19 protein-coding genes are annotated in these 21,246 nt (G+C 70.5%); 5 read left to right on the plus strand and 14 right to left on the minus strand.

From position 1 onward, the window contains the following. Window positions 1–49: 49 nt before the first annotated feature. The 3 genes from ACH4YL_RS05470 (at window position 50) to ACH4YL_RS05480 (ending at window position 4,323) form a co-directional block, all read left to right on the plus strand. Window positions 50–823 carry an ABC transporter ATP-binding protein gene (locus ACH4YL_RS05470; RefSeq protein ID WP_398505083.1) on the plus strand — a complete coding sequence of 258 codons (774 nt, stop codon included), beginning with the start codon at window positions 50–52 and terminating at the stop codon, window positions 821–823. Continuing rightward, on the plus strand, window positions 820–3,684 hold the full coding sequence (locus ACH4YL_RS05475; RefSeq protein ID WP_398505085.1) for an FtsX-like permease family protein: 2,865 nt from the start codon (window positions 820–822) through the stop codon (window positions 3,682–3,684). Before ACH4YL_RS05470 ends, ACH4YL_RS05475 begins: the two co-directional genes overlap by 4 nt. Before the next feature lie 99 nt (window positions 3,685–3,783). Then, window positions 3,784–4,323: a bacterial proteasome activator family protein gene (locus ACH4YL_RS05480; RefSeq protein WP_398505087.1), complete on the plus strand. Its 540-nt coding sequence runs from the start codon at window positions 3,784–3,786 to the stop codon at window positions 4,321–4,323. Window positions 4,324–4,445: 122 nt separating this feature from the next. On the opposite strand, the gene ACH4YL_RS05485 is transcribed toward ACH4YL_RS05480, so the two are convergent. From ACH4YL_RS05485 to pdhA, 7 genes are all read right to left on the minus strand, one after another. Then, window positions 4,446–5,426: an NAD(P)H-quinone oxidoreductase gene (locus ACH4YL_RS05485; RefSeq protein WP_398505088.1), complete on the minus strand. Its 981-nt coding sequence runs from the start codon at window positions 5,424–5,426 to the stop codon at window positions 4,446–4,448. 42 nt (window positions 5,427–5,468) lie between these two features. Further along, window positions 5,469–6,548 carry a potassium channel family protein gene (locus ACH4YL_RS05490; RefSeq protein ID WP_398505089.1) on the minus strand — a complete coding sequence of 360 codons (1,080 nt, stop codon included), beginning with the start codon at window positions 6,546–6,548 and terminating at the stop codon, window positions 5,469–5,471. Further along, a complete protein-coding gene (locus tag ACH4YL_RS05495; protein ID WP_398505091.1) occupies window positions 6,545–7,999 on the minus strand; it encodes a molybdopterin molybdotransferase MoeA in 1,455 nt (484 codons plus the stop codon). The genes ACH4YL_RS05490 and ACH4YL_RS05495 overlap by 4 nt, the downstream gene beginning before the upstream one ends. Beyond that, window positions 7,996–8,922 carry an NTP transferase domain-containing protein gene (locus ACH4YL_RS05500; RefSeq protein WP_398505093.1) on the minus strand — a complete coding sequence of 309 codons (927 nt, stop codon included), beginning with the start codon at window positions 8,920–8,922 and terminating at the stop codon, window positions 7,996–7,998. Before ACH4YL_RS05500 ends, ACH4YL_RS05495 begins: the two co-directional genes overlap by 4 nt. 164 nt (window positions 8,923–9,086) lie before the next feature. Beyond that, on the minus strand, window positions 9,087–10,472 hold the full coding sequence (locus ACH4YL_RS05505; RefSeq protein WP_398505094.1) for a dihydrolipoamide acetyltransferase family protein: 1,386 nt from the start codon (window positions 10,470–10,472) through the stop codon (window positions 9,087–9,089). Then, window positions 10,472–11,476 carry an alpha-ketoacid dehydrogenase subunit beta gene (locus tag ACH4YL_RS05510; protein WP_398505095.1) on the minus strand — a complete coding sequence of 335 codons (1,005 nt, stop codon included), beginning with the start codon at window positions 11,474–11,476 and terminating at the stop codon, window positions 10,472–10,474. The genes ACH4YL_RS05505 and ACH4YL_RS05510 overlap by 1 nt, the downstream gene beginning before the upstream one ends. Beyond that, complete coding sequence (pdhA, locus tag ACH4YL_RS05515; protein WP_398505097.1) at window positions 11,473–12,609, minus strand: pyruvate dehydrogenase (acetyl-transferring) E1 component subunit alpha; 1,137 nt, start codon at window positions 12,607–12,609, stop codon at window positions 11,473–11,475. The genes ACH4YL_RS05510 and pdhA overlap by 4 nt, the downstream gene beginning before the upstream one ends. 204 nt (window positions 12,610–12,813) lie before the next feature. Here pdhA and ACH4YL_RS05520 point away from each other — a divergent pair, with 204 nt between their 5' ends. Then, window positions 12,814–13,335 carry an Lrp/AsnC family transcriptional regulator gene (locus ACH4YL_RS05520; protein WP_398505610.1) on the plus strand — a complete coding sequence of 174 codons (522 nt, stop codon included), beginning with the start codon at window positions 12,814–12,816 and terminating at the stop codon, window positions 13,333–13,335. 79 nt (window positions 13,336–13,414) lie between these two features. Here ACH4YL_RS05520 and ACH4YL_RS05525 read toward each other — a convergent pair whose 3' ends face one another. Together ACH4YL_RS05525 and ACH4YL_RS05530 are read right to left on the minus strand one after the other, a co-directional pair. After that, window positions 13,415–14,008: a TetR/AcrR family transcriptional regulator gene (locus ACH4YL_RS05525; RefSeq protein ID WP_398505099.1), complete on the minus strand. Its 594-nt coding sequence runs from the start codon at window positions 14,006–14,008 to the stop codon at window positions 13,415–13,417. Next, on the minus strand, window positions 14,005–15,522 hold the full coding sequence (locus ACH4YL_RS05530) for a 3-hydroxyacyl-CoA dehydrogenase (protein ID WP_398505101.1): 1,518 nt from the start codon (window positions 15,520–15,522) through the stop codon (window positions 14,005–14,007). The genes ACH4YL_RS05525 and ACH4YL_RS05530 overlap by 4 nt, the downstream gene beginning before the upstream one ends. Before the next feature lie 123 nt (window positions 15,523–15,645). Here ACH4YL_RS05530 and paaN point away from each other — a divergent pair, with 123 nt between their 5' ends. After that, a complete protein-coding gene (paaN, locus tag ACH4YL_RS05535; RefSeq protein WP_398505103.1) occupies window positions 15,646–17,307 on the plus strand; it encodes a phenylacetic acid degradation protein PaaN in 1,662 nt (553 codons plus the stop codon). Window positions 17,308–17,329: 22 nt separating this feature from the next. On the opposite strand, the gene ACH4YL_RS05540 is transcribed toward paaN, so the two are convergent. From ACH4YL_RS05540 to ACH4YL_RS05560, 5 genes are all read right to left on the minus strand, one after another. Continuing rightward, window positions 17,330–18,133, minus strand: a complete 804-nt coding sequence (locus ACH4YL_RS05540) for a TrmH family RNA methyltransferase (protein ID WP_398505105.1) — start codon at window positions 18,131–18,133, stop codon at window positions 17,330–17,332. A gap of 133 nt (window positions 18,134–18,266) precedes the next feature. Beyond that, a complete protein-coding gene (locus ACH4YL_RS05545) occupies window positions 18,267–18,491 on the minus strand; it encodes a hypothetical protein (protein ID WP_398505107.1) in 225 nt (74 codons plus the stop codon). A gap of 95 nt (window positions 18,492–18,586) precedes the next feature. Beyond that, complete coding sequence (locus ACH4YL_RS05550) at window positions 18,587–18,937, minus strand: hypothetical protein (protein WP_398505108.1); 351 nt, start codon at window positions 18,935–18,937, stop codon at window positions 18,587–18,589. 132 nt (window positions 18,938–19,069) lie between these two features. Continuing rightward, complete coding sequence (locus ACH4YL_RS05555) at window positions 19,070–20,329, minus strand: HTTM domain-containing protein (protein WP_398505109.1); 1,260 nt, start codon at window positions 20,327–20,329, stop codon at window positions 19,070–19,072. Further along, window positions 20,326–21,213 carry a DUF5819 family protein gene (locus ACH4YL_RS05560; protein ID WP_398505111.1) on the minus strand — a complete coding sequence of 296 codons (888 nt, stop codon included), beginning with the start codon at window positions 21,211–21,213 and terminating at the stop codon, window positions 20,326–20,328. Before ACH4YL_RS05560 ends, ACH4YL_RS05555 begins: the two co-directional genes overlap by 4 nt. Window positions 21,214–21,246 lie beyond the last annotated feature (33 nt).

Here is a 21,246-nt window from a genome sequence, read left to right on the forward strand (position 1 = left end):
CACGCACTCACACTTCCGCTCACCCGTCCGTCCAAGGGGGACCGTTCCCATGTCCAACCTCCAGTCACATCAGACACACCAGCCACATCCGACGCAGCAGCAGCCCGTGCTTCAGCTCAAGCAGCTGACCCGGGTGCACGGCAGCGGCGCGACCGAGGTGCACGCCCTGCGCGGCATCGACCTCGATGTCTTCCCGGGCGAACTCGTCGCCGTCATGGGCCCGTCCGGCTCCGGCAAGTCCACGCTGCTCACCATCGCGGGCGGCCTCGACGCACCCACCTCGGGAAGCGTGATCGTCGAGAACACCGACATCACCACCGCCGACCGCAAGACGCTCGCCGCACTGCGTCGCCGCAGCATCGGCTATGTCTTCCAGGACTACAACCTGATCCCGGCGCTCACCGCCGCCGAGAACGTCTCGCTGCCGCGCGAACTGGACGGCGTCTCCGCCCGCAAGGCCCGTGGCGAGGCCGTCGCCGCGCTGGAGGAGATGGAACTCGGTCATCTCGCCAACCGCTTCCCGGACGAGATGTCCGGAGGCCAGCAGCAGCGTGTCGCCATCGCCCGCGCCCTCGTCGGCGAGCGCCGGCTCGTACTCGCCGACGAGCCGACCGGCGCGCTGGACTCCGAGACCGGGGAGTCCGTGCTCGCGCTGCTGCGCTCCCGCTGCGACGCCGGCGCGGCCGGCATCCTCGTCACACACGAACCGCGCTTCGCGGCCTGGGCGGACCGTGTGGTCTTCCTGCGCGACGGCGCGGTGGTCGACCAGACCGTCCGCAGCCAGGCCGACTCGCTGCTCTCGGGCCAGGCGGCCGAACTGTGAATACCTGGTACCACTCCTGGCGGGCCGCGATCCGGATCGCCCGCCGCGACGCCGTCCGCTTCAAGGGACGCAGCTTCCTCGTCCTCGCGATGATCGCTCTGCCCATCCTCGGTGTGAGCGCCGCGGATCTGACGCTGCGCAGCGCGCAGCTCTCCACCGAGCAGAGCCTGTCGCGCGAGCTGGGCGGAGCCGATGCCCGGCTGTCCGACCCCGGCATGGGCGGCGCACCGCTGATGCAGGACCTGGACGGTAACGGCTATGCGCCGGTCGGGGACTTCGAGAACAAGCCGTATCCCGAGGGCCAGACCGATGTCGCCAAAGCTCTGCCCGCCGGCGCCAAGTCCCTGACGGACCGGACCGGTTCGGCCAAGCTGCGCACCACGCACGGCCTGCTGAACACCGAGATCCGCGAGCTCAACTCCTCGGACCCGCTGGCCAAGGGCCTCATGGTCGTCGACCGCGGACGGCTTCCGCAGAAGGCCGGCGAGGTCGCCGCGACCACACACTTCCTCGAGGAGAGCGGTCTGAAGGTGGGCTCGACGCTCACGGCGCGCGCATTCGACCGCGAGTACCGGATCGTGGGCGCGTACGAAATCCCGAGCGCGCTGAACGCCGACCAGGTCAACGCGCTGCCTGGCGCTCTGCTCGCACCGCTCGACAAGGCCCTCGAAAAGGCCGGACTGCCGACGACCGCGAGCAGCGCCACGTATCTGGTGGGCGTCGACGGTGGTTTCACGTGGAACATGGTCAAGCAGGCCAACACCAAGGGTGTGACGGTCCATTCGCGCGCCGTCGCGCTGAACCCGCCGGCCAACGCCGACATTCCGTACTACCAGCAGGACGGTTACGGGAAGTACGAGGAGAGCACGGGCGCAAAGGCCGCCGCGCTCGCCGCGGTCGGCACCGTCGTCGGCCTCGCGATGCTGGAGATCTGTCTGCTGGCAGGGCCCGCCTTCGCGGTCGGCGCCCGGCGCTCGCGTCGCCAGCTCGGCCTGGTCGGCGCCAACGGCGGAGACCGCCGCCATATCCGCGCCATCGTCCTCGCCGGCGGCCTGGTGATCGGCGTTGCCGCGGCCGTGGTCGGCACCCTTCTCGGTCTGCTGCTCACCTTGGCGCTGCGCCCGCTGCTCGAGGAGTACATGGGCGCGCGGTTCGGCAGCTTCGACGTGCGGCCGCTGGAGCTGCTCGGCATCGGGCTGCTCGCCGTCTTCACAGGTCTGATGGCGGCGCTCGTGCCGGCCATCACCTCGTCCCGTCAGTCCGTACTGGCCTCGCTCACCGGTCGCCGCGGCGTCCGGAAGAGCAACCGGGTGCTGCCGGTGATCGGTCTGATCGCCGTCGCACTGGGCGCGACGATCGCGCTCTACGGATCCACGATGACCGACCAGGCGATCGTGGTCGCGGGCGGCAGCGCCATCGCCGAGCTGGGTGTGGTCGCGCTGACGCCGGCCCTGGTCGGCCTCTTCGGCCGCACCGGGCGCATCCTGCCGCTCTCTCCGCGGCTCGCGCTGCGGGACGCGGTGCGCAACCGGGGCCGTACGGCTCCCGCGGTCGCCGCCGTGCTGGCCGCCGTCGCGGGCACGGTCGCGGTGGCAACCTACGCCGCGAGCAACGAAGCCCAGGCCAAGGCGGCGTACGAGGCCCGGCTGCCGCACGGCGCGGTCTCCGTGATGCTCGAGGAGGCCGGCGGCCGGGACGTGCCCGCCGTACGTGACACGGTGCAGAAGATGCTGCCCATCGACGTACGCGCCGATGTGGACCGCATCGTGGTCGGCAAGACCAACTGCCCCATCTACGGCGGTTACGACGGGGGCTGCGGACGGTACGAGGTGATGGTGCCGAAGGCCAACGAGTGCCCGCTGTGGGTGACCGACCCGGCCCATCCGGACCAGGATCCCGCGGACAAGTTCAGCAAGGCCGAACGGCGCAAGCTCGCGAACGACTGGCGCTGCCAGGAGTCCGGCGGCTGGATCAGCGTCGACGGCGGAGTGCTGGTCGGCGACGCCAAGCTGGTGAAGGCGCTCGCGATCGACGACCCGGCAGCCGAGAAGGCGCTGGCGGCGGGGCAGATCGTCTCCTTCGACAAGAGGAACATCGACGCCAACGGCAAGATCTCCATCCGGCTGATCACCGATGTCAAGGCAGCCGACGCGGCCATGGAGAAGGGCAAGGAGGCACCGGGTGCCGTCAAGTCGTTCGACACGCACCAGGTCTCCGGGCAGCAGAAGAGCTACGGCGTCTCGATGATCCTGCCGCCCGCCGCGGCGAAGGCCGCGGGCATCACCACGGTCCCGTTCGGCGCGTACTACTCCACGGACAAGATGCCGAGCAGCGAACAGCGACAGCGGCTGGACAGCGAGCTCGACAAGACCGGCTCCGACATCAACCTCCACATCGAGAACGGCTACACCAGCGAGAACAGCATCATCCTGCTGGCGCTGACGGTCTTCGCCGGACTGATCACCATCGGTGCGGCCGGCATCGCCACGGGTCTCGCGCAGGCCGACGCCGAGGCCGATCTCAAGACGCTCGCCGCGGTCGGCGCACCTCCGCGGGTGCGCAGGACTCTCAGCGGGTTCCAATGCGGGGTGGTGGCCGCGATGGGTGTGCTGCTCGGTTCGGCGGCGGGTGTGCTGCCGGCGATCGGGCTGCGGCTCACCGAGGAGCGCCAGGAGATGAAGTGGTACCAGGAGAGCCTTGACCAAGGCTTTGCCTCGTCCGACTCGCTCCCGTACGTGCCGATCATCGTGCCCTGGGAAACCCTTGCCGCGCTGCTGATCGCGGTCCCCGTGGGCGCCGCGCTGCTGGCTGCTCTGGTGACCCGCTCCCGTGGGGCCCTGTCCCGCCGCGAGGCCACGTAACCGGCGTCTGATCACCTATTTTGTGCCCCCGTACGAGGGTGGATCTCTCTCGTACGGGGGCACACGTGTGGTGAGGCGCGTGTGCGAGAGAATGGCGGCATGGAGATGCCGAGGAATGAACGGTCGCAGGAGAATCCTCACGTCCTGGTCGTGGGACAGGACGGGATGACGCTCGGCGGCGGTGACAGTGACGACGAGTCGCGCGAGGTCCCGGTGACGGAGATGGTCGAACAGCCTGCCAAGGTCATGCGGATCGGCAGCATGATCAAGCAGCTGCTGGAGGAGGTCAGAGCAGCACCTCTCGACGAGGCGAGCCGGGTACGGCTCAAGGAGATCCACGCCAGCTCGGTGAAGGAGCTGGAGGACGGCCTCGCCCCGGAGCTCGTCGAGGAACTGGAACGCCTCTCCCTCCCGTTCACCGACGAGGCCATCCCCTCAGAGGCCGAACTGCGCATTGCGCAGGCCCAGTTGGTGGGCTGGCTGGAGGGCCTGTTCCACGGCATTCAGACGGCACTGTTCGCCCAGCAGATGGCGGCCCGCGCCCAGCTCGAACAAATGCGCCGGGCCCTCCCGCCTGGCGCCTCCCACGAGGACGAAGACCCCCAGCACGGCGCGATCCGCTCGGGCCCGTACCTCTAGGCCGTCAAACGAACAAGCCTTCAAACGAACTGAATCGGCCGGGGCGCTTGCCCCGGCCGATTGCGTGCTCGGGCCGCGGCCCGGCGCCGGATGCACCCCGGGCCGGTCCGCAGGGCGTGGGACTACCCCGCCACCAACAGCACCTTGCCGACGTTCGCGCCGGACTCCAGCACCCGGTGCCCCTGGGCCGCATCGCTCATCGCGACCTGCCGGTCCACGACCGCCCGGACCCGGCCGTCCTCGAGCAGCGGCCACACATGCTCCCGCACGGCCGCCACGATCGAGGTCTTCTCGCCCAGCGGCCGCGCCCGCAGCGACGTCGCGGTGACCGCGGCCCGCTTACGCAGCAGTGCCCCCAGGTTCAACTCGCCCTTGACGCCACCCTGAAGGCCGATCACCGAGAGCCGCCCGTTGACCGCCAGTGCCTGCACATTCCGGTCCAGATACTTCGCGCCGACGATGTCGAGGATCACGTCCGCCCCGGCTCCGTCCGTTGCCTTCCGCAGCTCCTCCACGAAGTCCTGCTGCCGGTAGTCGATCAGAATGTCCGCGCCCAACTCGGCGCACCGCGCGAGCTTCTCGGGCCCGCCGGCCGTGACGGCCACCCGCGCGCCCACCGCCTTGGCGAGCTGGATCGCCATCGTGCCGATGCCGCTCGCACCGCCGTGGATCAGCAGCGTCTCGCCCGGCCGCAGGTGCGCGATCATGAACACGTTCGACCACACCGTCGCGGTCACCTCCGGCAGCGCCGCCGCCGTGACCAGGTCAAAGCCATTCGGCACCGGCAGCAGCTGCCCGGCCGGCACCGCGACCTGCTCCGCGTACCCGCCGCCGCCGAGCAGCGCGCAGACCTCGTCGCCCACGGTCCAGCCCGAAACCCCGGCCCCGATCGCCGTGATCCGGCCCGAGCATTCGAGGCCCGGGTACGGGGACGCCCCGGGCGGCGGGTCGTAGAAGCCCTGCCGCTGCAACAGATCCGCACGGTTGACCGCGCTCGCCGCAACCTCGACGAGGACCTCTCCATCGCCGAGTACGGGGTCAGGCACCTCGGCCCACACAAGCGCCTCGGGACCACCAGGTTCGGGAATCGTGATCGCATGCATGGCCGCGAGGCTACTCCAGCCGTCCAGGAGGCAGGACCGAGGCTAATCCCGGGCGTTGAGCGGTGAGCCTCTGTCCGCGCGCACGATCGTGATCAGACGGTCCGTCAACTGGAGCGGGCTGGCGGCGGGATCGTCATAGGCGATCAGCCGATGCCCCCGGAGCACGCTCACCACCAGATCGTCCGTCTCCCGGACACCACGCCCCGCCTCGGCCTTTATCACCGGCCGTTCGATGAGATCCAGGCCGCTGCCCTGCTGGATCAGGTCCTCCATCACCGCGCCCGCGCTGGGGCTGAGCACGGACAGACCCAGCAGCCGGCCTGCCGCACTGGCGCTGGTGATGACCGCGTCCGCACCGGACTGCCGCAGCAGCGGTGCGTTCTCCTCCTCACGCACCGCGGCAACGATCTTGGCTCGGCGGTTGAGCTGCCGCGCCGTGAGCGTGACCAGCACCGCCGTGTCATCGCGCTGGGTCGCGATGACCACCTGCCGGGCCTTTTGCACCTCGGCACCGAGCAGCACGTCGCTGCGCGTCGCATCGCCCACCACACCCACATAGCCATCGGCGTTGGCGGCCTCGATCACCTTGCTGCTGGGGTCGACGATGATGACCTGTTCCTTGCTCAGACCCGTGGCGGTCAGCGTCTGCAGCGCGGAACGGCCCTTTGTCCCGAAGCCGACGATGACGGTGTGCTCACGCAAGCGAAGCCTCCAGCGGTTCAGCCGAAATTCCTCGCGGGTCCGTTCGGTGAGGACCTCAAGAGTGGTGCCGACCAGGATGATCAGAAAGAGCACGCGCAGGGGCGTCACCAGCAGCACATTGGTGAGTCTCGCGACGTCGCTCTGCGGGACGATGTCGCCGTATCCCGTGGTGGAGAGGGTGACCGTGGCGTAGTAGACGGCGTCGAGGAAGTCGACGGACCCATCGGCGTTGTCGTGGTAGCCGCCGCGGTCGGACCAGACGAGCAGCACGGTGAGTGCGAGCACCGCCAGCGCCATCAGCAGCCGCTTGGCGACCTGCCGCAGTGGGCGCTCGACCACGCGGCGTGGGAGCTTCACACGCCTGGTGGCCAGCTGCTCGTCGTCCTGCCGGGCCATGGCGTCATGGCCAGGAAGTTTCACGTGAAACACCCGTCCTCAACGGCCGAGGACGCCCCCGGCGTCCAGGGCAGATCGAGGACCTCCAGCTCGTCTCCGGGCCGTGCACCGCCCGGCGGAACGACGGCCAGCCCATCGGCGGCGGCGATCCCGCGCAGCATCGCCGGCCCGTTGTAGTGCAGCGGCACGAGGTGCTCGGCGCGATGGACGAAGGGCACCAGGCGGGTGTCGTAGGGATGCCCGTGCACCTCGTCGCGTACGGGCGCACGGTACGGAGCAGGAGCCGACAGACCGGCCAGACCGCGCAGCAGCGGCTCGGCGAGCGTGAGCAGCCCGGAGACGGCCGCGAGCGGATTGCCGGGCAGCCCCACCAGATGCCTGGCCGGGTGGTCGCCCTCGGACGTGAGCCGCGCCAGCAGCATCGGATGCCCCGGCCGTACGGCGACTCCGTCGACCAGCAGCTCGGCACCGGCCTTCCGCAGCACCGGATGCACATGGTCGACGGGACCGGCGGCCGTACCGCCGGTGGTGACGATGAGATCGGCCTCGGAGGTGGTGACGGCCCCGTGGAGTGCGTCGGCGTCGTCACCGAGTCGCCGGGTGGCGACGACCTCGACGCCCAGGGCGCGCAGCCAGGGGCCGATCAGCGGGCCGAGGGCATCACGGATCAGGCCGTCGTGGGGGAGTCCGGCGGTGAGCAGTTCGTCGCCGAGGACCAGGACCTCGACGCGCGGCCGCGGGACGGTGAGCAACGCGTCGTAGCCCGCCGCCGCTGCCAGTCCCAGCACCGCCGGGGTCACCAGGGAGGCGGCGGGCAGCAGTTGGTCGCCCGAGCGGCACTCCTGTCCTCGCGCGCGGATGTCCTGGCCGGGCACCACATCCCGCTCGGCGTACAGCACCCGCTGTTCCGCGTCGGTACGGGCGTGCTCCGCACGGATCACCGCGGTGGCCTCGGGCGGGATACGGGCGCCGGTGGCGATCCGCACCGCCGCGCCGTCCGGCAGCGGCGGAGCGTCGGCGTGGCCCGCGAGGATGGAGCCGTCGCCTTGGACACGCCAGGGGCCGGGGCCCGCGACCACCCAGCCGTCCATGGCGGAGGTGTCGAACGACGGCAGATCACAGAGCGCGGTGAGCGGCTCGGCGAGGACCTGGCCGAAGGCCTGGTCCAGGGGCACGCTGCGGGTACGGGCCGGGACGCTGCGCCCGATGCGCGCGGCGAGTGCGCGGGCGTCGGGCCACACGGTCGCGCGATGGCGTTCACCGGCGGGGTCGGCACGGTTGGCGGGGTCGGCGGGCGTTGCGGGGGTGGGCTCCTGCCGTGTCTGCCGGCCCACGAGCGCAAGGGCTTCCTCGACGCCGTCGGACTCGGCCTCGACCTGAGCCCGGGCCTGGGCCCGGTCGGCGGCGTCCTTGGCTCGATCGGCGCCGGGCGTCCGGGGCTCGTCGGCGCCGACCTCGTGGTTCTGGCCGTTCATCCGGCGTCGGCCTGCCCTGGCCCGGCGGCCTTGTCCTGGGGCGGGGCCTGTTCGGCCTCCCGGGGCAGGGCCGGTTCGGCCTCGTCCGCCCACCGAACGGCAAGCGCGGCGGCCTTGCGGGCCGCCTCCGCGACCGCCTCGGGGCCGCCGTCGCCCGCCTTGGCCGCCGCGTAGCCCACCAGGAAGGTGGTCAGCGGTGCGGCGGGGCGGGCGACGCCGTGCGCGGCATCCCGGGCGACGTCGAGCAGGACGCCGATGGGGACGTCGAGTTCGATGCCGAGTTCGTCCTTGACTGCGGTGATCCATTCGTCCAGCACGTTCCCATGCTCCCTGATACGGGCCCTGGCCGCGGAGATGTCCTCCCAGGTGTCGCAGTCGAAGGAGGCGAGTGGCTCCGCGTCGATCCGGGCAAGGTCCAGTTCATCCGTCAGCAGCCGCAGCGGCAGCCCGGCGAGAGTCCCGTACTCGGTGGCGAGCAGGGCCAGTTCACGGCGGAGCGGCTCGGTGCGGTAGGCGGCGACGAGCGGCTGATCGCGGCCACCGGCATCGGTGAGCAGGGCCGCCTCGCGCCCGCTGGTGCCGAGAGCGCCGATCAGCCGGTGCACGGTCCGCTCTTCGAGGAACGGCAGATCCGCCGAGAGGACCAGCACGGAATCGGCCCCGACCTGCCGCACTCCGGCGTCCAGCGCCGCGAGCGGCCCGCCGCCCGGCGGCTCCTCGCGCGCCCAGACCACGGGCCGGGCAGTGGCCCGACGACCGCCGACGACCACGGTGCGTCCCGCGTCACGACAGGCACCGAGGACACGGTCGAGCAGGGCGCGCCCGCCCACGCTCACGGCCGGCTTGTCTGCCCCGCCCAGGCGCTTCGCGGCACCTCCGGCGAGCACGATGGCGTCATACGCGGTGGCGGCATACGCGGTCATGCCTGAAGTATGGGCCGCGATCCGCGTGGGCGGGGAGCCTCGAGTGGATCTTTCTTTCCGCTCCCCGGCCCAGTTTTCCTTGTCCAGGGCCTTTCGTCTGGATCAGGCCGGATCAGTGCTTGGTGCCAGGGCACGCGAGCCCGGCAAGATCCAGACGGCAGACCCTAGAGGCTGCGCAGCAGCACCGACGGGTGCTCCACACAGTCCGCCACGTAGCGCAGGAAGCCGCCCGCCGTGCCTCCGTCGCAGACCCGGTGGTCGAAGGTGAGCGACAGCTGGACGACCTGGCGTACGGCCAGTTCGCCGTCGTGCACCCACGGCTTCGGGACGATCCGGCCGACGCCGAGCATCGCCGCCTCCGGGTGGTTGATGATCGGCGTGGAGCCGTCGACGCCGAACACTCCGTAGTTGTTCAGCGTGAACGTCCCGCCCGTCAGATCCGCCGGAGTCAGCGTCCCTTGCCTGGCCTTCTCCGTCAGCCTGCCGAACTCCTCGGTCAGCGACTCGGCCGAGCGGCTGTGCGCGTCGCGCACCACGGGCACGACCAGACCGCGCTCGGTCTGCGCCGCGAACCCGAGATGCACCTCGGGCAGCCGCACGATCTCCCGGGCCTCCATGTCCACCGTGGAGTTGAGCTCCGGGTGGCGGGCGAGAGCGGCCGTGCAGATCCGGGCGAGCAGCGCGATGAGCGAGATCTTCGGTCCGCCCGCCGCGTTCATCGCGGCCCGCGCGGCCATCAGCTCGGTGGCGTCCGCGTCGACCCAGCAGGTCGCTTCCGGTATCTCGCGCCGGCTGCGGGAGAGCTTGTCGGCCACGGCCCCACGCACGCCGCGCAGCGGTATCCGCTCACCGCGCAGCCCGGCGGAGACCGGGGCGGCCGGAGCGACGGGCTCGGTTGCGACCGGTGTCCCGGTGGCGGACCGCATCGCGAATTCGACATCGGCCCGCAGAATCAGGCCGTCGGGACCGGACCCTGCCAACTGCCGCAGATCGAGACCGTTCTCCCGGGCGAGCCTGCGTACGAGCGGCGAGATGACGGGCACGGGCCCGCTCTCCGCCACGGTCCGACGCGGGGGTTCGGCAGGGGGTTCAGCAACGGGGGCGGGAGCCTGGGCAGGAGGTGCGGTCAGCGCCTGTGCGGCCGGAGCCGCAGGCCGGATCCGTCGCCGACGGGCCGCGGGCGCACCCGTGCCGTAGCCGACGAGCACATTGCCGGACGACTCGTGGGATGCGCCGGAGCCGGCGGCCTCAGTACCGCGGGACGAGCCGGAGGAGTTTGCAGCCCCTGCCCCGCCCAGATCCACCGCGCCGACGGCAACCGTCAACAGCGGCGCACCGACCGGAAGTTCCGCACCCTCCTCGCCGAAACGCGCGGTGACCACACCTCCGTACGGGCACGGCACCTCCACCATCGCCTTGGCCGTCTCGACCTCGACGACAGGCTGGTCGATGGCGACGACATCGCCCACGGAGACCAGCCAGCGCACGATCTCCGCCTCGGTCAGCCCTTCTCCGAGGTCCGGCAGCTTGAACTCCAGCACCTGAGCCATCAGCTCCCCGCCTCCCACTGCAGCCGCGCGACCGCGTCCAGCACCCGGTCCACTCCCGGCAGATGGTGCCGCTCCAGCATGGGCGGCGGATAGGGAATGTCGAATCCGGCCACCCTGAGCACCGGAGCCTCCAGATGGTGGAAGCAGCGCTCGGTGACGCGCGCGGCGATCTCTCCGCCGGGGCCGCCGAAGCCGGTGGACTCATGGACGACGACCGCCCGTCCCGTGCGCCGCACGGACGCGCAGACCGTCTCGTCGTCGAACGGCACGAGCGAGCGCAGATCGACGACTTCCAGGTCCCAGCCCTCGGCCGCGGCGGCCTCCGCCGCCTCCATGCAGACCGGAACGGACGGACCGTAGGTGATCAGCGTGGCGCTGCGCCCGGGACGGCGGACCACGGCCCGGCCGATCGGCTCGACCTCGGTCGGAGCCTCGGGCGACCAGGTCGCCTTCGACCAGTACAGCCGCTTGGGCTCCAGGAAGACCACCGGGTCGTCGGACGCGATGGCGGCCCTGAGCAGCCCGTACGCGTCGTCGACGGTGGCGGGCGTGACGACATGGAGCCCCGGAGTCGCCATGTAGTAGGCCTCGGACGAGTCGCTGTGGTGCTCGACGCCGCCGATTCCGCCGCCGTACGGCACGCGGACGGTGATCGGCAGCGGCATCCCGCCGCGCGTGCGGTTCCGCATCCGCGACACATGGCTGATCAGCTGCTCGAACGCCGGGTAGGCGAAGGCGTCGAACTGCATCTCGACGACCGGCCGCAGCCCGTACATCGCCATGCCGACGGCCGTGCCGAGGATGCCGGCCTCGGCGAGCGGCGTGTCCGTACAGCGGTCTTCGCCGAACTCCTTGGTCAGCCCGTCCGTGACCCGGAAGACCCCGCCGAGCGTGCCGACGTCCTCCCCCAGCACATGGACGGTCGGGTCCTCGGCCATCGCGTCGCGCATCGCGCGCTGCAGGGCCTGCGCCATGGTGGCGGGCTTCACCGCGGCCGTGGTCATCGAGCGTCTCCCTCAGCGTCGAGCTCGGCCCGCAGCTGCGCCGCCTGCTCACGCAGCTGGCTCGTCTGCTCCGCGTAGACATGCGCGAACAGGTCCATCGGGTCGAGCACAGGCTCGGCGTTCATCCGGTCGCGCAGCTCGGCGGCCATGGTCTCGGCAGCCTCCGCCGCGGCCCGTTTGCCGTCCTCGTCCAGCAGTCCTCGCTCCGTCAACTCCCGCTCCAGCAGCCGGATCGGATCGTGCGCACGCCAGGCCTCGACCTCGCTGTCGACGCGGTAGCGCGTCGCGTCGTCGGCGTTCGTGTGCGCCTCGATGCGGTACGTCACGGCCTCGATCAGTGTCGGGCCGCCGCCGCGCCTGGCCCGGGCCACGGCCTCGCCGAGCACCTCGTGCACCGCGGCCGCGTCGTTCCCGTCGACCAGTCGGCCGGGCATTCCGTAACCCACGGCCTTGTGCGCGAGCGAGGGCGCGGCGGTCTGCTTGGCCAGCGGAACCGAGATCGCGAAGCCGTTGTTCTGTACGAGGAAGACGACGGGGGCCTGCCACACCGCGGCGAAGTTCAGCGCCTCGTGGAAGTCGCCCTCGCTGGTGCCGCCGTCGCCGACCATGGCGAGCGCGACGACGTCGTCACCCTTGAGCCTGGCCGCGTGGGCAAGGCCGACGGCGTGCGGCAGCTGGGTGGCGAGCGGGGTGCACAGCGGCGCTATGCGGTGCTCGTGCGGGTCGTATCCGGTGTGCCAGTCGCCGCGCAGCAGCGTGAGTGCCTGCACGGGGTCGAGGCCGCGCGCCACGGCCGCGAGCGTGTCGCGGTAGCTGGGGAAGAGCCAGTCGCGCTCCTCCAGGGCCAGCGCGGCCGCGACCTCGCAGGCCTCCTGCCCGGTGCTCGACGGGTAGACGGCGAGGCGGCCCTGCTTGGTGAGAGCCGTCGCCTGCGCGTTGTACCTGCGTCCGCGCACCAGCTGTGCGTACAGCCTCAGCAGCAGCTCGGGGTCCGCGCCGGCCGCGGCGTCTGTGCCGAGCACGCGGTACGGCTCCGGGTCCGGGAGCAACGGTGTGGGGTCGGTGCGGGGCTTCCACGCCGGGGGCGGGGTGGGCCGGTAGGCGGCGGCACCGGGCAGCTCCTGAACCGTCATGCTGCTCTTTCGCAACGCGAGCACCTCCTCATGGGAGCGACGACGAAGCGGCCCGAGTGTGGCTCGCCTCACCTACCGATTGTTCGGTCGTGGACGCATTTTGGCTACAGGCACCTTCAGCCTGTGGACAAACGGTTCTCCACAGCCTCTGATGGAGACAGGTCGTCCATGTCGGAGAGGCGGGGGGATATGGCAGCTGAACAAATGGCCGAGGGCGGGAACCGGGCGGAGCAGGGTCCTCCGGCGCGACCGCTGGACGCCATCGACCGGGACATCCTCCGCATCCTCCAGACGGACGGCCGCGCCTCGATCCGTTCGGTGGCCGAGCGCGTCCACGTATCCCGCGCCAATGCGTACGCCCGCATCAACCGACTCATCGACGACCGCGTCATCCGCGGCTTCAGCGCCCGGGTGAACCACGAGCGCGCAGGCCAGGGCGCCTCCGCCTACATCACGCTCAAGATCGTGCAGAACTCCTGGCGCACGGTGCGCGAGCAGCTGGAGGCACTGCCGGGAGCCGCCCACATCGCGCTGGTCAGCGGTGATTTCGACGTACTGCTGCTGGTGCACACCCCGGACAACAGGACGCTGCGGGAGCTGGTGCTGACCCGGCTGCAGTCGATCCCGGAGGTGCTGTCCACGCGCACGCTGCTGGTCTTCGAGGAGACGGATCTCGACCCCGGGCCGGGCGGCCAGGGCCCGGCCACCGAAATCGACCCGCTATAGAGCTGACCCGTACGTGGCCCCTATGGCGCCCGCCGGTACGCCTGCCCCGCAGGGCCGTCCGCAGCGCGGGTGACCGCGTCTACGAGTCCGTACGCAGCCCGTCGAAGGCGAGGCGGACCACCGTCTCGGCCACCTGGTCGGCGTCGTATCCGCCACCCGGGTGCGGCCGGTACCACTCCACCAGCGAGTTCACCATGCCGAAGAGCAGCCTGGTCGCCAGCCGGATGTCCACGTCCGCGCGGAGATCGCCGTCCGCCGCGGCCGCCTTCAGCAGATCGGCGACCCGCTGGTCGAACTCCCTGCGCCGCTCCATCGCCCAGCGCTCGGTCTTCGTGTTGCCCCGTACGCGCAGCAGCAGCGTCACATAGGGCAGGTCGGCCACCAGCACCTCTACGGTGCGCCGGGTCACGTACTCCACACGCTCGATGGCGCGCCCGCGCACCGCGCCCGGCTCGTCGAGGATCGCGAAGAGCGCGTCGAGCGCCCGGCTCACGGCCCGGCGCAGCAGCTCCTCCTTGCCCGCGACATGGTGGTAGATGGACGACTTGGAGATGCCGGCGGCCTGGGAAAGGTGCTCCATGGACGTGCCGTCGTAGCCGCGCTCGTTGAAGATGCGGACGGCGACGGTCAGCAGCGTCTCCGGGGTGTACGTGTCCCGCTTGGCCGTGGTCATGTGCCCGCCTCGTCCTTCTCCATCCGGATGTACGACTGCCGGTAGAGCCCCAGGGAGGGGGCGTAGCGTCCGGTGGGCACGCGTGTGTCGAGCTCGTCCAGCAGCTCGTGAGCCCAGGCGCGGCCCAGCCTGTGCCCCCATTCCACAGGCCCCAGCGGGTAGTTCACGCCGAGCCGCATCGCGGTGTCGATGTCCTCCGCCGAGGCGACTCCCTTGGCCACGGCGTCGGCGGCCAGATCCACCAGCATCGCGACCGTACGGGCCACGATCATCCCGGGTACGTCCTTGATGACGCTGACGCTCTTGCCTATGGCCTGGAACAGGCCGATCGACTGCCTGAGCGTCTCCCATCCGGTGATCTCGGAGGCGGAGAGCGCGATCCGGGTGGCGTCCCGGTAGTCGAGCGCCAGGTCGAAGTAGACGACGTCGCGGAACTCGGCCGAGGTCTGGCCGTCGGCGAGCACGAGCTGGCCACCGCTGGGAAGCAGAATCCTGGTGCCCTTGTCCTCGTCCACCTCGCGGACGGTGATGCCGGCCTCCCGGATCAGCCCGATGAGCTCCCCCGCGGGCCCGAGATCGCCTTCCACGGTGATCTCGGACGGCGGCTCGGTGGCCGGTGCGGTGTGCGGCTCGGGGCGGATCGCGTCGTCCTCGTACGGGAACCAGCCGCGCCCGCTCTTGCGGCCGTGCTGCCCCGACTCGACCAGCCGCCGCTGGGCGAGCGAGGGGGTGAATTTGGGGCTCTGGAAGAAGGACTCCCAGACCGACCTGGTCACGGCCTCGTTGACGTCCTGCCCGATCAGATCGGTGAGCTCGAAGGGGCCCATCTTGAAGCCGCCGGACTCGCGCAGCACCGCGTCGATCGTGGCGGGGTCGGCGCCCTGCTCCTCGTAGACCGCGAAGGCTTCCGCGTAGAAGGGCCGGGCGATGCGGTTCACGATGAAACCGGGGGTGTCGGCGCAGCGCACTGGCGTCTTGCCCCAGGCCTTGGCGGTCTCGTACGCGCGCGTGGCGGCCGCTGCCTGGGTGGCGAAGCCGCTGACGACCTCGACCAGGGGGAGCAGGGGCGCCGGGTTGAAGAAGTGCAGTCCGACGAAGCGGCCGGGGTGCTTCAGGGCGCCGGCGACGGCGGTGACGGAGAGGGACGACGTGTTGGTGGCGAGGAGGCAGTCGTCCGCGACTATCTCCTCGAGTGCCGCGAACAGCTCCTGCTTCACCGGCAGTTGTTCGAGCACGGCCTCGATCACGAGTGCCGTGTCGGCGAGCTCTGCGAGGTCCGCCGCCGGACTCAGCCGCGCCTTGGCCTGATCACGCTCGGCCGCCGGTATCCGGCCTTTCTCGACCAGCCGGTCGAGGCGCTTCCCGATGGCCTCCGCGGCCTCGCCCGCGCGTCCGGGAAGCGCGTCGTACAGCCGTACCGGATGGCCCGCGACAAGGGCGACCTGGGCGATTCCCTGCCCCATGGTGCCGGTGCCCACCACGGCGACGGTGCGGCTCTTATCGATGGCGGTCATGGGAGAGATCCTCCCCGATGAGTTGTCCACAGGTTTGACAGGCCCCCTTGTCCCGACCGATCGTTCGGTTACTCTAACTCTGTCATTCCATTCCTGCCCAGCTCGACGAGGAGTTGGTCCGTCATGCAGCTGACCGAGACCCACCGGCCGACGCTCGACCAGGCCCTCGATGCGATCCGCACGCGCGCCTACTGGTCCCCGCACCCCGAGCACCCCAAGGCGTACGGCGAGGACGCGCCGGCCGAAGGCCTCGCCGCCTTCGAGGCGCTCCGCGGTACCCGCTTCGACCTGGACCAGCCGGGCACCGACGACTGGACTGGCGGTGAAGTCTCGCCGTACGGACCGGAGTTGGGCATCCAGTATCCCCACCCGGACGTGGACGTCCTGCTGCCCGCGATGCGCGCGGGCATGGTGGCCTGGCGCGAGGCCGGTCCGGAGACCCGGGCGCTGGTCTGCGTGGAGATCCTGTCCCGCATCAGTGCCCGCACCCATGAGTTCGCGCACGCGGTGATGCACACCAGCGGGCAGGCCTTCATGATGGCGTTCCAGGCCGGCGGCCCGCACGCCCAGGACCGCGGCCTGGAGGCCGTGGCGTACGCCTACGAGGAGCAGACCCGCACTCCGGCCGCCGCCGACTGGTCCAAGCCCCAGGGCAAGCGCGACCCCCTGGAGCTGCGGAAGTCCTTCACCACGGCGGGCCGCGGCATCTCCCTGCTGATCGGCTGCAACACCTTCCCGACGTGGAACGGGTACTCGGGCCTGTTCGCCTCCCTGGCCACCGGCAATCCGGTCCTGGTCAAGCCGCACCCGCGCGCGGTGCTGCCGCTCGCGCTCACGGTGCGCGTGGCCCGCGAGGTGCTCGCCGAGGCCGGCTTCGATCCGAACCTGGTCTGCCTGGCCGTCGAGCGACCGGGCGAGGGCATCGCCAAGACCCTCGCGCTGCGGCCCGAAGTCAAGATCATCGACTACACCGGGTCCACCGCCTTCGGCGACTGGCTGGAGGCCAACGCCCGACAGGCGCAGGTCTACACCGAGAAGGCAGGCGTGAACACCGTCGTCGTCGACTCCACGGACAACTACAAGGGGATGCTGTCCAACCTCGCGTTCTCGCTCTCCCTGTACAGCGGCCAGATGTGCACCACCCCGCAGAACTTCCTGATTCCGCGCGACGGCATCACGACCGACGCCGGACACAAGTCGTACGACGAGGTGGTGGGCGACCTCGCCGCCTCGGTGGGCGGCCTGCTCGGCGACGACGCCCGGGCGAACGCGCTGCTGGGCGCGCTGGTCAACCCCGATGTGAAGGCCCGGCTCGAGGGCGCCGCCGCGCTGGGCGAAGTGGCACTGCCCTCACGGAAGATCGCGAACCCGGAGTTCCCGGAAGCCGTCGTCCGTACGCCGGTGATCGTCAAGCTCGACGGCGCCAAGCCGGACGCCGAGGCCGTGTATCTGACCGAGTGCTTCGGCCCGGTGTCGTTCGCGGTCGCCGTCGACTCGACGGCCGACGGTCTGGAGCTGCTGCGGCGCACGATCCGTGAGAAGGGCGCGATGACGATCGGCGCGTACACGACGTCGGCCGACACGGAGCGCGCGATCGAGGACATCTGCTTCGACGAGTCGGCGCAGCTCTCCCTGAACCTCACGGGCGGGGTGTACGTCAACCAGACGGCGGCGTTCTCCGACTTCCACGGCTCGGGCGGCAACCCGGCGGCGAACGCGGCGCTGTGCGACGGCGCGTTCGTCTCGAACCGCTTCCGGGTGGTGGAGGTCCGCCGCCAGGCCTGACGAGGTGGTGCCGGCCGTGGCCTCAGGGAGCACCTGGGGCCGCGGCGGTCCGGTCCTGCGCGTTCGGGGCCTGCGGCGGACCTCCTCCCCAGTGGAAGAGGGTCATGGCCACACTGGTGGCGAGGTTGTAGCTGGACACCTGGGGCCGCATGGGGAGCGCCAGAAGCTTGGTTGCCTGCTCCCGGAGCTCGGGCGAGACGCCATGGCGCTCGGAGCCGAACACCAGCAGCGCGTCGTCAGGGATGGCGACGGACCGGATGTCCGCGCCCTCCGGGTCAAGGACGTACAGCGGGCCCGGCGGCAGGTCGGCGGGCTGGAGCCGCTCCACTGCGGTGGCGAAGTGCAGGCCGGCCGCAGACCGGACCACGTTGGAGTGCCACGGGTCCATGTCGCCCGTGGTGACCACACCTGTGACCCCGAAACCGGCAGCGAGACGGACGACGGCCCCGACGTTCCCAAGATTGCGGGGGTTGTCCAGAACGACGATCGGTGACGACCGGGGCAGCGCCGCCAGACCCTCGAGGTTCGCCTGACGGTTGCGCCTGAACACCAGAGCGGCGACCCGTGTGGGATGGACCTTGGGCACCAGCTCCCGGAGGGTGTCGGCCGGCACCTCCACGACGAGCTCCTCGATCCGGGCCGTCACGTCGTTAGCCAAGTCAGCGGCAAGGGCCAGGGCGGCCTCTTTGTCACTGGTGATCGCACACCGCACGTCAGCCCCGAAACGAAGCGCGTGTTTCAGCGCATGGAAGCCGTCGAGGAACACCGTGTCCGGGGCCGTTTCGCGCCATTGCCGCACAACGCTCGTGGCGTCGTCATCGCTCATCGCCTCAGCCTACGGACGCTCCCCGATGTCCCGGCGCACCAGGGGCGATGCGTTCCAAGGGCATCTCGCCGCTCCGTGCCTGTCTGCCCGCCTGCCTGTTCTGGATGCCTGGATGCCTGGATGCCTGGATGCCTCATGGAAGGATTTCCAAGGGTTCGTACTCATGCGCTCTGCCGTTGATCCACTCGACCCATGTGGGGTCGTCGAGCAGCGCCCCGGCATCCGGAAGTCCGGCCCGTCTGAGGAACTCCAGCAGATCCCGGTCGGAGTGCGCGAGGCCCATGATCTGATCGCGCACCGTGACCCGTCGGCCGCCTGACGGGCTGATCCGGTGCACCACGATCGGCGGGTGGCTCATGCGTCCAGGCTGCGACGGCTCGCCCGACACAGCACGCCGGGCTCTCGACCGGGGCGACGCAGGGCGCAGGACTCGACGTGTTCGGCCATGACGGTCTACGCCTCCCCGTCCTCGGCCTGCTCATGGGCGTGCTTGAGCGACATCCGCGCATCGACGACGTCCGCGGTCAGGGTCGCCCAGTACGGATGCGTGCTCACTGCGGCCGACAGTTCGAGCAGCCGTCGGCGCAACCGCTCCACCTCCGCCGCCTGCTCCTCGGTGTAGCCCGGGCTGTCCGGGAAGGACACCACGCGGTCGCCGAGTACGTGCTTCTCGCTCGTCCAGCCGGGCTCCGGGGTCACCGACCACGGCAGGGCCCGGCACAGCGCCACGTACTCGGCACGCGTCCGGTGCAGGTCGAGTTGGGCGACGCGGAGATCGTCGGGGAAGTCGTACGGTTCAGCCACACCGGAATGGTACGTCTGTTCGATTTTCAATGGCGAGCGCCGCGCCAAACTGAGGTGAGGCGAACTGAGATGAGGTGAGGCGAAGCGACGGGCTCCGACCCGAGCTTCGAGCCCGAAGAGGCGGCAGCTGCCTCAGCCGACGAGCGTGCGCGTCTGATCCGGGCTTTCCTGCCGCTGCCTGGGCACCTTGGCCGCCGCCCTCGGGAACAGCCGGTCCCGTCCTCGCGTCGCTCTCGCGCCGAGCCAGACCAGGAAGGCGGTCGGCAGGAAGACCGCGTCGGCAGCGATCATCGCGAGCGAGAAGAACGGCAGCCCGAGCAGTACGGCGATGGCCGCGTGCTCCAGCATCATGGCCACGAGCAGGACGTTCTTGACGCGGCGGTTGAAGAGCGTGAAGGGGAAGGCGACCTGCACGACGACCGTGCCGTAGGTGAGGACCATCACCATCACGCCGCCCGAGGCGAGCAGGTCGGAGAGCGCCGGCCAGGGCGTGAAGTAGTCGAGCTTGAGCGGGTAGTAGAGCGCGGTGCCGTCCTGCCAGCGCGAGCCCTGGATCTTGTACCAGCCGGCGGTGGCGTAGATCAGACAGACCTCGGCCATGATCACGACGAGGCCGGCGTTGTGGGCGAGATTGGCGAGAGCGTCCAGCAGGATGCGCGGCTCGCTGCGCGGGGCGTGCCTGTTCACCATCCACCACAGCCCCTGGGCCACCCACACCACCCAGAGGAGCAGGAGTATGAGCCAGCCGGTCTGGTTCAGGAAGGTGGCGATGAACAGGCCGATGCCCAGTACGGTCCAGAGGGCCGGACCGACGCGGTCGCGAGTCCTCTCCGGTGCCGTGGAGGCCTCCGGGCTCGTCGAACGCGCCGCGAACGCCGCTCGTCGCGCGTCCAGGGACCAGACCTGTCCGCAACGGGTCACGACGAGATAGATCGCTATGAGGTGGATGACGTTGTCGCCGCCGTCGCCCATGAAAATGGAGCGATTCTGCAGCGACAGCACACCGATCATGAAGAGCACGGACATCGTGCGGGTCCGCCAGCCGAGCATCAGCAGCACGCTGGACAGCGCGGAGACCGCGTACACAACCTCAAACCAGAGGGTGCTCTCCGACCACATGAGCATGGTGAAGGCGTCATTGCCCGCAATGAGCTGCCGCGCCATGTCCCAGCTCCATGGACCGGTCGGACCGTACATCTCATGGCGGTTGGGGAACTCACGGAGCAGGAAGAGCAGCCAGGTGCCGGCGAAACCGATCCGGATGATGGCGCTCTGGTACGGGCCGAGGGCCGTGGAGGTAATGCGCTGCAGGGCTCCGGCGACCCCACGGTCGGAGGTCCCGCGGTCGGTTGGCCGGCGTTCGGTTGTCCCGCGGTCGGTGGCATCGCTCACTTGCGTGCCTCCGTACGTCCGTTGTCGGCCCCTCCGGGCAGATCGGCGACGGTGACCGTCCACCACGGCAGGACGCGGTACACGGGTCGGGTGTCGATCTTCTCGTCGCTCCACTTCGGGGGCTTGACGGAGCGGGTCGAGGACCTGAGCCGGATGCGCTCGACGGGGCCGCCGAGGTCCTGCGCTTCCAGGCGCAGCATCACGATGCGCCGGACATAGCTTTCGGAGAGCTGGCCGCGCAGGCCGTTGCCACGGTTCTCGTTGTCGTGCGAGTTGATGTAGAAGTCCCAGGCCCGGCGCAGCTCGTTCTGCTGGGTGTGGCTGGGGAGGAGATTGCCGCGGATCGCTTCGCCGTCCTCGGCGGACAGATCGATCCAGTCGGTGCTCCTGCGGCCGCCCTCCGAGTCCGTGAACTCGGCTTTCACCTGTACGGCGACGTTCTGCTGGAGCGGGTTCGGGGCGAAGAGCTTCCAGTTCTGCTCGAACTCGGGATAGACCCAGCCGTCTACCGCCTTGCCGTGCTGCTTGGTCACTGTGTTGGACGGCGCGACGTGCAGAAACACCATGACGAGATGAACGCCGGCCAGGACAGCGACGAGCGCGAGGGAGACGGCGACGGCCACCTGGTAGGGCAGCGAGAGCGCTGCGATGCCGCGGGGAATGGGCCCGGGATCGACAGGCGCGGGCTCTGCGGGCCCGGGGTGGGGCTGGGGCGACTGGGTGAGCTCGGGGTGGGGCTGCGGCACAGGCTCAGTGGGCTCGGACTGCGGCCGGGACTCGGACACGACAGTAGGCCGGGACTCGGGCTCGGGGGCGTCTCCGGACGGCGGCCCGGAGCTCAGGCTCCCGGCGCTTTTTACGCCCTCGTCCTCGTTGGAGTCCATCCCGCCCCGATCCCCATCGGTCCACCTCGGTTA

Origin of the sequence: Streptomyces sp. NPDC020681 (assembly GCF_044334895.1) — a bacterium.
In the GTDB taxonomy this organism is placed as follows: Bacteria; Actinomycetota; Actinomycetes; order Streptomycetales; family Streptomycetaceae; genus Streptomyces.

What these genes read in the sequence shown, in the direction of transcription:
- ACH4YL_RS05485 (WP_398505088.1), bottom strand. Translation starts at nt 5,426, where the DNA reads ATGCATGCGATCACGATTCCCGAACCTGGTGGTCCCGAGGCGCTTGTG.
- ACH4YL_RS05540 (WP_398505105.1), bottom strand. Translation starts at nt 18,133, where the DNA reads ATGAGCGATGACGACGCCACGAGCGTTGTGCGGCAATGGCGCGAAACG.
- pdhA (WP_398505097.1), bottom strand. Translation starts at nt 12,609, where the DNA reads ATGACGGTTCAGGAGCTGCCCGGTGCCGCCGCCTACCGGCCCACCCCG.
- ACH4YL_RS05470 (WP_398505083.1), top strand. Translation starts at nt 50, where the DNA reads ATGTCCAACCTCCAGTCACATCAGACACACCAGCCACATCCGACGCAG.
- ACH4YL_RS05505 (WP_398505094.1), bottom strand. Translation starts at nt 10,472, where the DNA reads ATGGCTCAGGTGCTGGAGTTCAAGCTGCCGGACCTCGGAGAAGGGCTG.
- ACH4YL_RS05510 (WP_398505095.1), bottom strand. Translation starts at nt 11,476, where the DNA reads ATGACCACGGCCGCGGTGAAGCCCGCCACCATGGCGCAGGCCCTGCAG.
- ACH4YL_RS05525 (WP_398505099.1), bottom strand. Translation starts at nt 14,008, where the DNA reads ATGACCACGGCCAAGCGGGACACGTACACCCCGGAGACGCTGCTGACC.
- paaN (WP_398505103.1), top strand. Translation starts at nt 15,646, where the DNA reads ATGCAGCTGACCGAGACCCACCGGCCGACGCTCGACCAGGCCCTCGAT.
- ACH4YL_RS05520 (WP_398505610.1), top strand. Translation starts at nt 12,814, where the DNA reads ATGGCCGAGGGCGGGAACCGGGCGGAGCAGGGTCCTCCGGCGCGACCG.
- ACH4YL_RS05545 (WP_398505107.1), bottom strand. Translation starts at nt 18,491, where the DNA reads ATGAGCCACCCGCCGATCGTGGTGCACCGGATCAGCCCGTCAGGCGGC.
- ACH4YL_RS05495 (WP_398505091.1), bottom strand. Translation starts at nt 7,999, where the DNA reads ATGAACGGCCAGAACCACGAGGTCGGCGCCGACGAGCCCCGGACGCCC.
- ACH4YL_RS05530 (WP_398505101.1), bottom strand. Translation starts at nt 15,522, where the DNA reads ATGACCGCCATCGATAAGAGCCGCACCGTCGCCGTGGTGGGCACCGGC.
- ACH4YL_RS05560 (WP_398505111.1), bottom strand. Translation starts at nt 21,213, where the DNA reads ATGGACTCCAACGAGGACGAGGGCGTAAAAAGCGCCGGGAGCCTGAGC.
- ACH4YL_RS05480 (WP_398505087.1), top strand. Translation starts at nt 3,784, where the DNA reads ATGGAGATGCCGAGGAATGAACGGTCGCAGGAGAATCCTCACGTCCTG.
- ACH4YL_RS05500 (WP_398505093.1), bottom strand. Translation starts at nt 8,922, where the DNA reads ATGACCGCGTATGCCGCCACCGCGTATGACGCCATCGTGCTCGCCGGA.